Raw genomic sequence first — 14,259 nt, forward strand, 5'->3', positions numbered from 1 at the left:
CGGTGGGCTTTCAAAGGAACCTCGTCCCAGCGTGATGCTGGAGACGGGGTATCAACATATTTGGCGTTGACTTTTGGCACGCTGTTGAGTTCTCAAGGAACGGACGCTTCCTTTGTGCCTGTTTCACCAGGCCCTCCGGGCGCTTCCCTTCGGTCTTGCGTTTCCGACTCTATCAGATCCTTTCGGCCCTGATTTTCGCCGGTGCGGTCCGGCCTTTCGGCTTTTCCGCGGTTCCAACCTTACCAGATCCGCTGGGCGTTTCCGGCCCCCTGTCGGAGCGGGGTTGGCCTTCTCGCTTTCGCTTTCCGGCCTTTCCGACTCTATCAGATCCGATTCGCTGCCGTTTCCGGTCCGAATTCGTTTCCGATTACCCGTCGGAGGGGTTTGCCTCGGTCCGCTTACTTTCGTTTGCGGCGCCTTGGCGTGGTCACTACTTTAGCGGAATTCCTCGGTGACGCATAATCACGTCGCGGTGTGAAATTCGGGCATGCCGAAATTCGTCCCGGTGAGGAGTCGTGCGGTAGTGGTGTGCCGCGATGCGGCGGATGGCTGCCACAGAACCGTTCCGGCTGTGTGGCAACTCGGAGAACACTACGTATCGGCCAGGGCCGTGTCAACTCGGGTCAGTCGAGGTCGCTGAGGCGGCCCTCGGCGTCGGGCTGGGCCTCCTCGACGCGGCGCAGGAGGCGGGTGAGGACTGCGCCGAGGATGCGGCGCTCCTCGCCGTCGAGGTCCTGGAGAAGGTCCTCCTCGAAAACGGAGGCCATGCGCATGGCCTCCAGCCACTTCTCGCGGCCCTCGTGGGTCAGCTCGACGATCACGCGGACCCGGTTGTTCTCGTCCCGTTCGCGGTTGACCAGCCCTTCGGCGGCCATGCGGTCGATGCGGTGGGTCATCGCGGCGGGGGTGAGGCCGAGGCGCTTGGCGAGTTCGCCGGGGCCGAGGCGGTACGGGGCGCCCGAGACGACGAGGGCCTTGAGGACCTCCCATTCGGCGTTGCTCATACCGAGGGTGGCGGTCTGGCGTCCGTAGGCGACATTCATCCGCCGGTTGAGCCGCTGGAGTGCGGAGACGACCTGTTCCACCTGGGGGTCGAGGTCTTGGAACTCTCGCTGATAGGCCGCGATCTGTTCCTCAAGGCTCGGCTCGGCGCCACCGGCCGTATCTGAGGTCTCAGGCATGCGCCGCAGTATGGCATGGAACTCATTGGCGTTGAAGTCCTTCGCCATGTACTGTTTAGCTTCGAACTTTAGAGTTGAAGTCTTCAGGGTGTGATCGTCCGGTCCCCTGGAGAGGCGGGGGCTTTTCGTGTGTCCGCGCGCCCGTCCGCCGGGCTTCCTCCGCAGTTCGTCCCGTACTTCCTGACCGTCTTCCGACCTGACCTAGGTAGGTGAGTGTGACCACCGCAATGGGCGCCGCGCTGCGCCGGATCCAGCTGGGGAACGCGCTGAGCGCGTTCGGCAACGGCTTCACGGTTCCGTATCTCTACGTCTATGTGGCGAAGGTGCGGGACCTGGGCGCGAGTACCGCCGGTGTGGTGCTGGCGATGCTGGCGATCTCGGCGCTGGCCGTGCTGCCGCTGACCGGTCGGGCCATCGACCGGCGCGGGCCCCTTCCGGTGATCGTCGTCGGTACGGTCTCGGCGGCGCTCGGTGCGCTGGGGCTCGGGCTGTCCAGCAGCGAGGCGCAGGTCATCGCGTCGGCGGTGGCACTCGGTGCCGGTATCGCGGTGATCCAGCCGGCGCTCGCCACGATGATCGTGTGGTGCTCGACGACGGTCACCCGCTCGCGGGCGTTCGCCACGCAGTTCTTCCTGAACAACCTCGGGCTCGGCATCGGCGGGCTCGTCGGCGGGCTGCTCGTCGACGAGACGCATGCGTCGAGCTTCGTGCGGCTCTTCGCCATCGAGGCGGCGATGTTCCTGGTGCTCGGCGCGGCGGTGGCGACCGTACGGCTGCCGCGGGCGCCGAAGGTCGAGGATGCGGTGCCGACCGGTGAGCGGCCGCAGGGTGCCTGGCGTGCGCTGCTGGCCGACCGGCGGATGGTGTGGCTGTGCGTGCTGGGGTTCGTGCTCTTCTTCGCCTGCTACGGGCAGTTCGAGTCGGGTCTGGCGGCGTACGCCACCGAGGTCACCCGGATCGCGCCGGCCACGCTGGGTATCGCGCTGGCGGCCAACACGGCGGCGATCGTGGTGGCGCAGTTCGTGGTGCTGAAGCTCGTGGAGCGGCGGCGCCGCAGCCGGGTGATGGCGGTGGTCGGGCTGATCTGGACGGTGGCATGGATCGCGGCCGGTCTGTCCGGGCTGGTGCACGGCGCGCAGGTGGTGGCGACGGCGCTGCTGATCTCGACGTACGCGCTGTTCGGCATCGGGGAGTCGCTGCTGTCGCCGACGGTGGCGCCGCTGGTGGCCGATCTGGCCCCGGCGTCGCTGATCGGGCAGTACAACTCGGCGTTCGCGCTCGTCAAGCAGTTGGCGCTGGCGATCGGTCCGGCCGTGGGTGCGCTGATGGTGGGCCACGGGATGTCGGTGGCGTACATCGGGATGCTGGTGGTGTGCGCGCTGGGGATCACCGTGCTGTCGCTGCGGCTGGGGCGGATGCTGACCCCGGCGCAGGACAATCCGCACCGCACAGCGGCGGTTCCGGCCCGTCCGGCGGAGGACGCGGTGGACGGTGCGGAGGCCGCGGTGGCGGTGGCCTGAGCGGTCCCGGCGGGCGGTGGCCCGTGCCCGTAGGGAGGTCCCGTACGGGGTGAGTGGTTCGTGGAACGGCCCGGCGATGTGCGCCGGGCCGTTCGTCGTACGTGCGGGCCTGCGGCCCCCGGTGTCACGGGGTCACGGGGACGGGAGGGCGAATTCGCACCAGACGGCCTTGCCGCCGTCGGGGGTGCGGCGGGAGCCCCAGTTGGAGGCGATGGTCGCGACGATGGAGATGCCGCGGCCCGCCTCGTCCGCGGGCTCGGCGGTGCGGCGGCGCGGGAGGTGGTCGTCGCCGTCGGTGACCTCCACGATCAGGCGGCGGTCCGTACGGCGCAGCCGCAGGCGCATCGGCGGGGTGCCGTGCTGGAGGGAGTTGGCGACCAGCTCGCTGGCGGCGAGGACGCCGAGGTCGTGCAGCTCGGGGGCGAAGCGCCAGGAGGCGAGCACCCCGGAGGCGAAGGCGCGGGCGCGCGGCGCCGCCTCCGTGCCGCCGTGCAGCTCCAGGACGGCGTTGTGGAACAGCTCGGCGTCGTGGCCGGTGCGCTCGGGGTGCTGGACGACGAGGATCGCGACGTCGTCGTCGTGGGCGTCGGTGATGCCCATGGAACGCAGCAGGCGGTCGCAGACGACGGCGGGGTCGTCGTCCGCCCCGGCGAAGGCCGCGGCCAGCGCCTCGACGCCGTGGTCGATGTCCTTGTCGCGGCGCTCGACGAGGCCGTCGGTGTAGAGGACGGCGGCGGCGCCGGGGCCGAGCGGAACGGTGCCGGAGGTGTGCAGCCAGCCGCCGGTGCCCAGGGTGCCCAGGGGCGGGCCGGTCGGCTCGGCGGTGCGGTGGACGGTGCCGTCGGCGTCACGGACGAGGATCGGCAGATGCCCGGCGGAGGCGTAGACCAGGCGGCCCTCGTTCGGGTCGTGGACGGCGTAGACGCAGGTGGCGATCTGGCTGGCGTCGATCTCGGCGGCGAGGCCGTCGAGGAGCTGGAGGACCTCGTGGGGCGGCAGGTCGAGGCGGGCGTAGGCGCGGACGGCGGTGCGCAGCTGGCCCATGACGGCGGCGGCGCGGACCCCGCGGCCCATGACGTCGCCGATGACGAGGGCGGTACGGCCGCCGCCGAGGGTGATGACGTCGTACCAGTCGCCGCCGACCGCGGCGTCGGTGCCGCCGGGGCGGTAGGTGGCGGCGACGCGGAGGTCGTCGGGCTGCTCCAGCTCCTGCGGGAGGAGGGAGCGCTGGAGGGTGACGGCGGCGGCGCGCTGGCGGGCCTCGCTGGCGCGCAGCCGTTCGGCCGATTCGATCTGGTCGGTGACCTCGGCGCCGAAGACGAGGACGCCCTTGTGCGGGGCGACGCAGGCGACCTCCGGGTCGGGGGCCGGGCCGTTGGCGGCGACCTCGATGGGGGTGCAGGTGAAGGTGTAGTAGGTGTCGCGGGCGCGGCCGGCTCCGGCGCGGACCCGGCGGGACTTGACCGTTCGGGGGCGGCCGCTGCGCAGGACCTGGTCCATCAGGGGCAGCAGGCCCAGTTCGTCCAGCTCGGGCAGGGCCTCGCGGGCGGTGCGGCCGGCCGGGCGGGGGCCGAAGACGGTGGCGTAGGCGGCGTTGACGTAGGCGAGGCGGTGCTCGGGGCCGTAGACGACGGCGACCAGGGCGGGGATGGTGCCGAGGATGTCGTGGACGGAGAGGGCGTCGACGGTGGGCGGGGTGGCGGCGCCGGGGTGGGCGGTGCCTTCGGGGGCGCCGGGCGGGGTGTCGCCGTCGGGGGCGGTGGGGCCGGACGCCTCGGCGCGGGCGGCCGGGACGGCGCCGCCTGCCGGGGGCTCGGCCGCGGTGGGGCGGGCGGCGGGCGCCTGCTGGCCGTTCGGCGTGGCGGCGGCCGGGCGTGCGGTCCGGCCGGGGCGGGCGGTGCGCCGCTGGGGGAGCTTGGCGCTCCAGCGCGTGAAGATCACGGAGGGGTACCTCTTACTTCGCTTCGTCGCGCGGGCTCGGGCCGTCGGCGCGGGGGAAGTGCCCGCCGGGGGACCGGCGGGCGGTCGGCCGGGGCCCTGCGTGGCGCCCTCTGACGTGATGCGGCAAACGTCCGATTTCCTCGTGATTATTACTCTTCGCGGAGACGAGCCCACCCATGGTCACACGACCAGTGTGGCCGACCCGGGCGGTATCCGTCAGACGTCTGGGCACCGGGGTGGAGTTCCGGACTCCGTTTCGCCCGGCCGGACCCGGTGGCGCTGGGCCGCACCGGTGGGGCGCGGCGCGTCCCGGGGGCGGCCGGTCAGCTGGTCTCGTTGTGGCGGCCCGTTCCGGCGGCCAGTTCGAATTCGGCGCGGGGATTCTCCAGCGAGCCGAGCGAGACGATCTCGCGTTTGAACAGGCCGGAAAGGGTCCACTCGGCGAGCACCCGGGCCTTGCGGTTGAAGGTGGGGATGCGGCTTAGGTGGTAGGCGCGGTGCATGAACCACGCCGGGTAGCCCTTGAGCTTGCGGCCGTAGACGTGGGCGACGCCCTTGTGGAGGCCGAGGGAGGCGACGGATCCGGCGTACTTGTGCCGGTAGTCGAGGAGCGGGCCGCCGCGGACGGCGGCGGCGACATTCTCGGCGAGGGTGCGGGCCTGGCGTAGCGCGTGCTGGGCGTTGGGGGCGCAGAGGGCGGGCGGGTCGTCCGGGGTGGCGGGTTCGGGGGCCGTGAGGTCGGGGATGGCGGCGGCGTCACCGGCGGCCCAGGCGTGGTCGACGCCGTCCACCTGGAGGGCTGCGGTGCACTTGAGGCGGCCGCGGCCGTTGAGGGGGAGGCCGGTGGCGGCGAGTACCGGGTGCGGTTTGACGCCCGCGGTCCACACCAGGGTGCGGGTGGGGAAGCGGGAGCCGTCGCTGAGGACGGCGATCCGGTCCTCGCAGGAGTCGAGGCGGGTGTCGAGGCGGACGTCGATGTTGCGGGCGCGCAGCTCGCGTACGGCGTAGCGGCCCATCTCGGGGCCCACTTCGGGAAGGATCTTTCCGGTCGCCTCGACGAGGATCCACTTCAGGTCGGTGGCCTCGACGTTGTGGTAGTAGCGGACGGCGTAGCGGGCCATGTCCTCCAGCTCGGCGAGGGCCTCGACGCCCGCGTAGCCGCCGCCGACGAAGACGAAGGTGAGCGCGGCGTCGCGGACCGCCGGGTCGCGGGTGGAGGAGGCGATGTCGAGCTGTTCGAGGACGTGGTTGCGCAGGCCGATGGCCTCCTCGACGGTCTTGAAGCCGATGCCGTGGTCGGCGAGTCCGGGGATCGGGAGGGTGCGGGAGACGGAGCCGGGCGCGAGGATCAGCTCGTCGTAGGCGATCTCGGTGTCGGCGGCGCCCGCCGCCTCGGTGGCGAGGGTCTCGACGGTGGCGGTGCGCGCGTCGTGGTCGAGGGCGGTGACCTCGCCGATGACGACCTGGCACTGCGGCAGCACGCGGCGCAGCGGCACGACGACATGGCGGGGGGAGATGGATCCGGCCGCGGCCTCGGGGAGGAACGGCTGGTAGGTCATGTACGGCTCGGGGTCGACCACGGTGATCCGGGCAGAGCCCTGCCGCAGCTCCTGCTTGAGATTCCGCTGCAGCCGCAGGGCGGTGTACATGCCCACGTAGCCGCCGCCGACGATCAGGATGCGCGCCACATCGTTCGAAGACACAGCCTTCACAGAGCTTCTCCTCGCGGTGGACCGGTCCCGGCAGGCCCCCGGGCCGGCCGACGGCACGGCAGCCCCAGGAGGCACTGTGCCCCCGGGAAGGCACAGCACTGTTCCATGACGCCTTCCCGGCCGCGCTTTGTCCACAGGCTCGACGAAATGCGCGGGCGGTCGCACGGGCCCGGACGGAGGGTCGGCTTCCGCGTTGTGCGGACGAGGCGCGCAGGTCAGACGGGCAGCGACGGTGCGGCGGGCGAACGCCGTGGAGAAGGTGGTGCCGGTGTAGGCCGATCGGGGGTGCGGTGTGCCCGGAACTGACCCTTCAATCTTGACCGGGGCTCAACTATGTTCGGTAGTTCATGGGGGCGGGCCCACTCATCGGCGCGCCCCTTTCCGTCAGGGCGGGGAGTCTCCGGGGGGAGACGTCATGACCGGGGGATCACAGATGCATATTCAGGGCACACATTGGTCGGGCACCGTCACCACGGCGCCCGGTAACGGCGGCCGGGCCGCCACGGCGCACGGCAACGACGCCGACGGCCGCACCGGGCCTGCCGGGCGGCCCGCGGGAGGAGGCTCCCGCAGCGCACCGCTGCGGGTGGACGCCCAGCGCAATCTGGAGCACGTGCTGCGCGCCGCGCGCGAGGTCTTCGGCGAGCTGGGATACGGCGCGCCCATGGAGGACGTCGCGCGGCGGGCGCGGGTCGGCGTCGGGACGGTCTACCGCCGCTTCCCCAGCAAGGACGTGCTGGTGCGGCGGATAGCGGAGGAGGAGACCTCCCGGCTGACCGAGCAGGCGCGCACCGCGCTGGGCCAGGAGGAGGACCCCTGGTCGGCACTCTCCCGCTTCCTGCGGACGTCGGTCGCCTCGGGCGCCGGGCGGCTGCTGCCGCCGAACGTCCTGCGCGTCGGCGCCGGTACGGAGCGGGCGGCGGAGGCGGCGGAGGCGCCCGAGAGTGCGGCCGATTCCGCCGGTGCGGCCGATTCCGCCGGTGCGGCCGATTCCGCCGGTGCGGCCGATTCCGCCGGTGCGGCCGCCGGCGCCCGGGTGCCGCAGCAACGGCTGCCCGTGGCGGGCGGGGAGCCTGCCGCGGACGCGTACGGCGCCGAGGAGCGGTCCGGGGGTGTGCCCGCGCTGCTGGACGTGGTGGGGCGGCTCGTGGAGCGCGCCAGGTCGGCGGGGGCGCTGCGGCCGGACGTCACGGTCGGCGACGTTCTGCTGGTGATCGCCACGAGCGCGCCGACGCTGCCCGATCCGGGGCATCAGCAGGCGGCGTCCGCGCGGCTGCTGGACATCCTGCTGGAGGGGCTGCGGTCGCGGCCGCAGGGCTGACGGTCCGGAGGGCTCCGGCCGGGGCGGCGCGTCCCGGCCGGGACTCCGGTGGTGGCCGGGGCCGGGGCGCGCACATTGTGCCCCGGAACGGCGGCCGAAGGGGCCCTCTCCGGGCAGCGCGCCCCGGATGAGTGGTTGAGGGGACGGACTCCTCGGCCCGGGCGTGTCGTGTGACACGCTTGCGCGGTGTTCCGGTATGACGGCGTGTTCGGGGGCCTTGGCGATGACTCTTGACGGGCGGGACGAACGACGCGGCGGCGACCACACCACCACGGATCCGGACGAACGGGCCGGGCAGATCACGGGACAGACGAGGCCGCTGGGTGCCACTCCCCCGGCCACCGGGCCGACGGCGCGTCACGACCGCGCCGAGGCGCCGCCGCTCGCCGGTGTACCGCCGCAGCGCGACCGCACCGAGGCGGTGTCCGCCGCGCCCGAGCCGCCCGTGGACGCGGAGGGCGCCGAGGGCGCCCCGCCGTCCGATGCCGCGCTGATCATCGCCATGCGGGCCGGTGACGACGGCGCGTACGAGGAGCTGTACCGCCGCCACGCCGAGGCCGTACGCCGCTACGCACGCAACTGCTGCCGGGACGCGCACACCGCGGAGGACCTGACCGGCGAGGTGTTCGCCCGCACGCTGCAGGCGGTGCGGGGTGGTGCGGGCCCGGACACCGCGGTGCGGGCGTATCTGCTGACGACGGTCCGGCGGGTGGCGGCCGCCTGGGCGAAGACCGCGAAGCGGGAGCAGCTGGTCGAGGATTTCGCGGTGTTCGCGGTCTCCGCGGCCGGGACGTCGATGGACGCCGGTGGCGGTCCGGGCAGCGGGGTCGATCTCGGCGCCGACGTCCGGGCGATGCAGGAGGCCGAACGGACGCTGGCCATGCGGGCGTTCCGCAGTCTGCCGGAGCGCTATCAGACGGTGCTGTGGCACACCACCGTCGAGGAGGAGACACCGAGCCAGGTCGCGCCGCTGCTCGGGCTGACCGCCAACGCCACGGCGGTGCTGGCGCACCGCGCCCGGGAAGGGCTGAAGCAAGCCTATTTGCAGGCTCATGTCAGCCAGTCGCTGACCGCGGGTGGCGACTGCGCGCGGTACGCCGACCGGCTCGGCGCGTACGCCCGTGGCGGGCTGCGGATGCGGGCGGAGCGCGGGCTGCGCAAGCATCTCGACGCGTGTGCGCAGTGCCGGTTGGCGGCGCGCGAGGTCGCCGATGTCAACCAGCGGATCGGCGCGCTGCTCCCGGTCGCCGTCATCGGCTGGTTCGCCGCCTCGTACGCGGTCAAGGCCGCGGCGGTGGTCGCCGGGGCGGCCGGGGTCGGCGCGGTGGCCGGGGCGGGCGCCGCGGCGGCAGCGGCCGGTGGCGGCTCCTCGGGCGGTGCGGCGGGCGGCGCCGCGGCCGGGGAGGCGCTGGGCCTGCCCGTGAAGGTCGCGATCTGCGCCGGGGTGATGGTCGTGGCCGGGGCGGCGCTGGCGATGGCGATGACCGGGGCGCAGGAGCCGCCGAAGCCGGAGGCGAGGAGGGAGCCGACGCCCGCCGTGGCGCCGCGGACGCCCGCGCCCCCGCCGCCCGCGCCGGAGCCCACGCCGACGCCCGCCACCCGTCCGGCGCCTCCGCCTCCGCCGACGCCGACGCCGACGCCGACGCCCACCCCGCCGAAGCCGACGCCTACGCCGACCCCGACGCCGACGCCGACGCCCACTCCGTCGCCGGAACCGACACCCACTCCGTCGCCGGAACCGACGCCGTACCTCCTCAGCAACCTGGGGATGGATCTCGGCGGGGACGGTACGGAGCCGGAGGTCCGCCTCCAGGGCAGCAGCTGGATATGGCGGCGGGGCGTGCCGGAGATCGACGGCCGGGCGTACCCGCACGGCGTGACGGTCCACGGCACGTCCACCGTCGTCATCGATCTGAACCGTCCCTGCACCTCGTACGACGCGGTCGCCGGGGTGGACGATCTCAGCCTGGGGCCGGTGGCGGTGCGGTTCTCCGTGGCGGGCGACGGCGAGCCGCTGTGGAGCTCCGGCGTGGTGCGCGGCGGGCGGCCCGCGGTGCCGGTGCACGTCCCGCTGACCGGCGTGAAGACGCTGCGGCTGAGCGTGGTGCCGCGGACGCCGGTGGACACGCTGGCGCTCGCGGACTGGGCGCAGTCGCAGATCAACTGCCGCTGACCCGGAAGCATTGACAGCGTTGACGGGGCCCGTCGGCGGCTTCGCTCAGAGGCGGGCCCGGGGCGGCACCCCGGCGGCGACCGCGCGGCGGCGCGGAGACGTGGCCGCGTCGGTCCAGCAGCTGCCGCGCCGCAGTACCAGGCGGCGCAGCCACAGCTCCGTGGAGACCAGCTCGGCCAGGCCGTCCAGGGGCAGCGCGGCGCCCTCGGCGGCGGCGCGCAGCGCCTTGCGGACGACCCGCGCCTCCACCAGCCCGGCGTCGGCGAGCAGCGGCGCGTCGAAGAGCTGCACCAGACCGTCGACGGCGGCGCGCAGCCCGGTCCGCAGGGCGGCGGTGTGCGGGAGGTGTGCGGTGGCGCCCCAGCCCGGCGGCAGGTCCCGCACGCCCGCTCCGGCGAGGACCGAGCGGAGGACGGCGGCGCGGGCGCCGGGCTGGACGCGGAGGGTGTCGGGCAGTGCGCGGCAGGCGAGGACCACCTGGTTGTCGAGGAACGGCGCGTGCAGGCGCTGGCTGCGGACCTCCGCGGCCTGTTCGAAGACGCGATGGTCGGTGGCGCGGCGGGCCAGCGCGGCGCGCGCCCGGCGCTCGCCCGGCCTGCCCGCGCCGGGGGCGCGCGTCGCCGCCGCGCCCAGCCGCACCGCCACCTCGGCCAACGCCTCGCCGGTGAGCCAGCGGGCGGCGGGCCCCGGGCGGCACCAGAACAGCGCGGCCAGGGAGGCGTCCACGGCGCCCGGGTCACCGGCGCCGCCGACCTGCCGCTCCACCAGGCGCCGCGCCGTCTCGGCGACCCCGGTCCCGTAGGGCGTACGGGCGAGCTTGCGGGCGGCGCGGTAGACGGTGAAGGGCACCAGGACGGAGTGCGCGGAGGGGCCGTCGGCCCTGGCCAGGGCGGTGACCGGGCGCAGCAGATGGCGCCTGCGGCGGTCCAGGAGGAGGTCGGCGAGGCGGGCCGGGTGGGCGTCGAGGACCTGGCGGGCGCCGTGGCCGGTGAAGTGGTCGGCGCCCCCGGCGAGCAGCCGGCTGCGGTGGCGGAACGCGGTGACGAGGGACGGGCCCGGCTCGTCGGTGAGCGGGAGGGTGCCGAGCCCGGCGAACGGCAGGGCCTCCTCGCCACCGGTGACGACGCGGTGGTGCAGGCGGGGGTTGTCGGCCAGGGCGCGGGCCCGCTCCAGCTCGGCGTCGCGGTGGGCGCGGCCCCCCTGGGTGGTGTGGTCGGTGAAGGTGACGGCGAGGAGGCGCTCACCGCGGCCGGTGAGCGCCCCCGGTGCACCGGGCAGCCCGGCGGCCAGCAGCGCGAGGGTGCCGGAGGCGCTGCCGCCGGAAAGGTCGGCGCCGACCCCGGGGGCGGGGGCGCCGCGGGCCGCGCGCCGTTCGGCGGGGCCCATGCCCGGCACCGGACCCGGGTCCAGGCCGTCGGGGCCATCCGGGGCGGGGGCGTGCCGGGGGCTCGACAGCCGGGCCCGGACCGCGTCGACCAGGGCCTCGCGGACGCCGTCCACCGCCTGCTCCGGGGCGATTTGGGGGGCGGCGACGGCCAGGGAGGCGGCCGGTTCGTACGAGGTGGTCTCGTGGGCGCCGCCGCGCAGTACCAGGGCGTGGCCGGGCGGGACGCGGCGCACCCCTTCGTAGGGCGTGCCGGAGCCGAGCGCCTCGGGGGAGTCCGGGCAGGCCAGGAGGGCACCGAGGTGGCCGATGTCGAGTCCGGCCTCGATGAGGTCGGCGAGCGGCAGGGCGGCGGTGGCGAAGGCGGTGCCGCCCTCCCAGGGGGTGTGGAAGACGGGGCGGGCCCCGGCGAGATCGCCGGTGACGGTGAGGCGGCGGCCCATGCGGACGACGGCGGTGTAGCTGCCGGGCCAGGCGGTGAGGTGGCGCAGCGCGCCGCCGCGGGCCGCGAAGAGGCCGACGCGCAGCTGGTCGTCGGTGGCGCCGCAGACGCCGAAGACGGCGAGCGCGGTCTCCGGGTCGACGCGGACGACGCGCACCTCGTCGGGCCGCCAGTCGCCGACCGCCCACAGCGGATCCGGTCCGTCCCACAGGAGTTGGGCGCCCACGGGGAGGACCGTGCGGCTCCCCCCGGTGGCGGCCGGGCCCGTGGTGGCACTGCTCCACCCCACCAACCAGCGCATGCCGCCTCCCCGCATCCCCGTGCCGCGGGGGCGCGCCACCGTCCCGTACCGCGGATTTCAGCCGTTGTGCGGTCCATGCTGCCACGGCGGGGGCGTACAGGGGCCGAGCGAAGCGGCGGAGCGCCGCCCGGGGGCGGGGAGTTGACGTCGCGGGCGGGGCTCCTCCTAGCGGCGCGCGGTGGAGCGCGGCCGGGGCGCACGGCGGGCGTCGGGGGCGTGCTGCGGGGCGCGCCGCGCCGTTCCGGGGGACGCCGCCCGGACCCGCGGCGCGTTTCCGCCGCCCGGCGTTATTCGGCCAAAGTCTGCTGAACTCCGTTCAGTCGGCGGCGCGCCGCGGCGCCTCGCGCGGACCGTCGCGCGAGGCCGCGTCCGGCTCGCGCGACGGTCCGGGAAGCGGGCTGCGCCTCCCGGACCGGACCACCGCCCGCGGGGAATGGAACGGCGGTATCCCCCAGCCCACCGGATCCAGTACAGCGGGCCGACCCACGCGGCACCCATGGAATCGGCGGCGCTCCCCGGGAGGCAGCGCGCACATGTGGGCGCACGGCAACACGTACCCGGAGCACATGCCAACTTCCGCTCCCCCGGCCCAAGATGAATCTCGCCATCCGGGACACCGGCCCTTAACGGTCGGGATCCGGCGAACTACTCTGGGTGGACGCACGCCCCGGGGCACCGGGGCTGCCGTCGCAGTGTCGAGGGGTGCGCATGTCCAGGGATATACGCGGGCCGAACGAGAAGCTCGGCACCGTTCTCGCCCTCGCGGGCATCAGCAACGCCGGTCTGGCGCGCCGGGTGAACGACCTCGGCGCACAGCGCGGGCTGACGCTTCGTTATGACAAGACGTCGGTCGCCCGCTGGGTCTCCAAGGGGATGGTGCCGCAGGGCGCCGCGCCCCATCTGATCGCGTCGGCGATCGGCAGCAAGCTCGGGAGGCCGGTCCCGCTGCACGAGATCGGCCTGGGCGACGCCGATCCGGCGCCCGAGGTCGGGCTGACATTTCCCCGCGATGTGGGCGCAGCGGTGCGTTCCGCCACCGATCTCTACCGACTGGATCTGGCCGGACGGCGGGCCGGGGGCGGGGGCATCTGGCAGAGCCTGGCCGGATCCTTCGCCGTCAGCGCGTACGCCACCCCCGCCTCCCGGTGGCTGATATCCCCGGCCGACAGCTCGGTGGCGCGGGACGCCGTCGAGGCGGGCGAGAAGGACGCCGCCTCGGCCGCCGACGCGGCGATACCCCAGCATGTCGGCCACAGCGATGTCAGCAAACTCCGCGAGGCGGCGGAGGACGCGCGCCGCTGGGACTCCAAATACGGCGGCGGCGACTGGCGTTCGTCCATGGTGCCGGAGTGCCTGCGGGTGGACGCGGCCCCGCTGCTCCTCGCCTCGTACAGCGACGAGGTGGGGCGCGCCCTCTTCGGCGCGACCTCCGAACTCACCCGTCTCGCCGGGTGGATGGCCTTCGACACCGGGCAGCAGGAGGCCGCCCAGCGCTACTACATCCAGGCGCTGCGGCTGGCCCGCGCCGCGGCCGATGTTCCCCTGGGCGGCTACGTCCTCGCCTCGATGTCCCTGCAGGCGACGTACCGCGGCTTCGCCGACGAGGGCGTCGACCTCGCCCAGGCCGCGCTGGAGCGCAACCGCGGACTGGCCACCGCGCGCACCATGAGCTTCTTCCGCCTGGTGGAGGCGCGCGCGCAGGCGAAGGCCGGTGAGGCCCGCGCCTGCGAGGTGGCGCTGAAGGCCGCCGAGGGCTGGCTGGAGCGCTCCCGCGGCGGCGACGCCGACCCGCCCTGGCTGGACTTCTACTCCTACGAGCGGTTCGCCGCCGACGCCGCCGAGTGCTACCGCGACCTGCGACTGCCCCGTCAGGTGCGCCGCTTCACCGAACAGGCCCTCTCCCGGCCCACCGAGGAGTTCGTCCGCTCGCACGGCCTGCGCCTGGTGGTCTCCGCCGTGGCCGAGCTGGAGTCCGGCAACCTCGACGCCGCCTGCGCCGCGGGCACCCGCGCCGTCGAGGTCGCCGGCCGCATCTCCTCGGCCCGCACCACCGAGTACGTCCGCGACCTGCTGCACCGCCTGGAGCCGTACGGGGACGAGCCGCGGGTGGTGGAACTGCGCGAGCGGGCACGGCCGTTGCTGGCGGCGCCGGCGTAGGGGGCGTCGGGTCGCGAAGGCATGGCCGACCGGGCGCGTGCGGCTCGCGCCGGGCGCGTGGCGCCGGGCCGGACGCGGTCTCCGGGCTCCGTCGGGTGCCGCTTCGACCGGGGCCGAGAGCGGTCGG

8 protein-coding genes are annotated in these 14,259 nt (G+C 74.6%); 4 read left to right on the top strand and 4 right to left on the bottom strand.

Annotated elements, in window-relative coordinates; genetic code table 11:
- Positions 1-623: 623 nt before the first annotated feature.
- Positions 624-1,181, bottom strand: a complete 558-nt coding sequence (locus tag OG422_RS13830; protein WP_405743040.1) for a MarR family winged helix-turn-helix transcriptional regulator — start codon at positions 1,179-1,181, stop codon at positions 624-626.
- Between the two features lie 215 nt (positions 1,182-1,396).
- Between OG422_RS13830 and OG422_RS13835 the strand changes: the two genes are divergently transcribed.
- Positions 1,397-2,701 carry an MFS transporter gene (locus tag OG422_RS13835; protein WP_405743042.1) on the top strand — a complete coding sequence of 435 codons (1,305 nt, stop codon included), beginning with the start codon at positions 1,397-1,399 and terminating at the stop codon, positions 2,699-2,701.
- Between the two features lie 132 nt (positions 2,702-2,833).
- Here OG422_RS13835 and OG422_RS13840 read toward each other — a convergent pair whose 3' ends face one another.
- Complete coding sequence (locus tag OG422_RS13840; protein ID WP_405743043.1) at positions 2,834-4,642, bottom strand: SpoIIE family protein phosphatase; 1,809 nt, start codon at positions 4,640-4,642, stop codon at positions 2,834-2,836.
- A gap of 323 nt (positions 4,643-4,965) precedes the next feature.
- Positions 4,966-6,345, bottom strand: a complete 1,380-nt coding sequence (locus OG422_RS13845; protein WP_405747780.1) for an NAD(P)/FAD-dependent oxidoreductase — start codon at positions 6,343-6,345, stop codon at positions 4,966-4,968.
- A 442-nt stretch (positions 6,346-6,787) separates the two neighbouring features.
- Between OG422_RS13845 and OG422_RS13850 the strand changes: the two genes are divergently transcribed.
- Complete coding sequence (locus OG422_RS13850; protein ID WP_405743045.1) at positions 6,788-7,675, top strand: TetR/AcrR family transcriptional regulator; 888 nt, start codon at positions 6,788-6,790, stop codon at positions 7,673-7,675.
- A 223-nt stretch (positions 7,676-7,898) separates the two neighbouring features.
- A complete protein-coding gene (locus OG422_RS13855; RefSeq protein WP_405743047.1) occupies positions 7,899-9,848 on the top strand; it encodes a sigma-70 family RNA polymerase sigma factor in 1,950 nt (649 codons plus the stop codon).
- Between the two features lie 45 nt (positions 9,849-9,893).
- On the opposite strand, the gene OG422_RS13860 is transcribed toward OG422_RS13855, so the two are convergent.
- Entirely contained in the window at positions 9,894-11,975 is a 2,082-nt protein-coding gene (locus tag OG422_RS13860) for an asparagine synthase-related protein (RefSeq protein ID WP_405743049.1), read from the bottom strand.
- A 708-nt stretch (positions 11,976-12,683) separates the two neighbouring features.
- Here OG422_RS13860 and OG422_RS13865 point away from each other — a divergent pair.
- Complete coding sequence (locus OG422_RS13865; RefSeq protein WP_405743051.1) at positions 12,684-14,132, top strand: MFS transporter; 1,449 nt, start codon at positions 12,684-12,686, stop codon at positions 14,130-14,132.
- Positions 14,133-14,259: the final 127 nt, after the last annotated feature.

The organism is Streptomyces sp. NBC_01525 (genome assembly GCF_045040405.1).
In the GTDB taxonomy this organism is placed as follows: Bacteria; Actinomycetota; Actinomycetes; order Streptomycetales; family Streptomycetaceae; genus Streptomyces; species Streptomyces benahoarensis.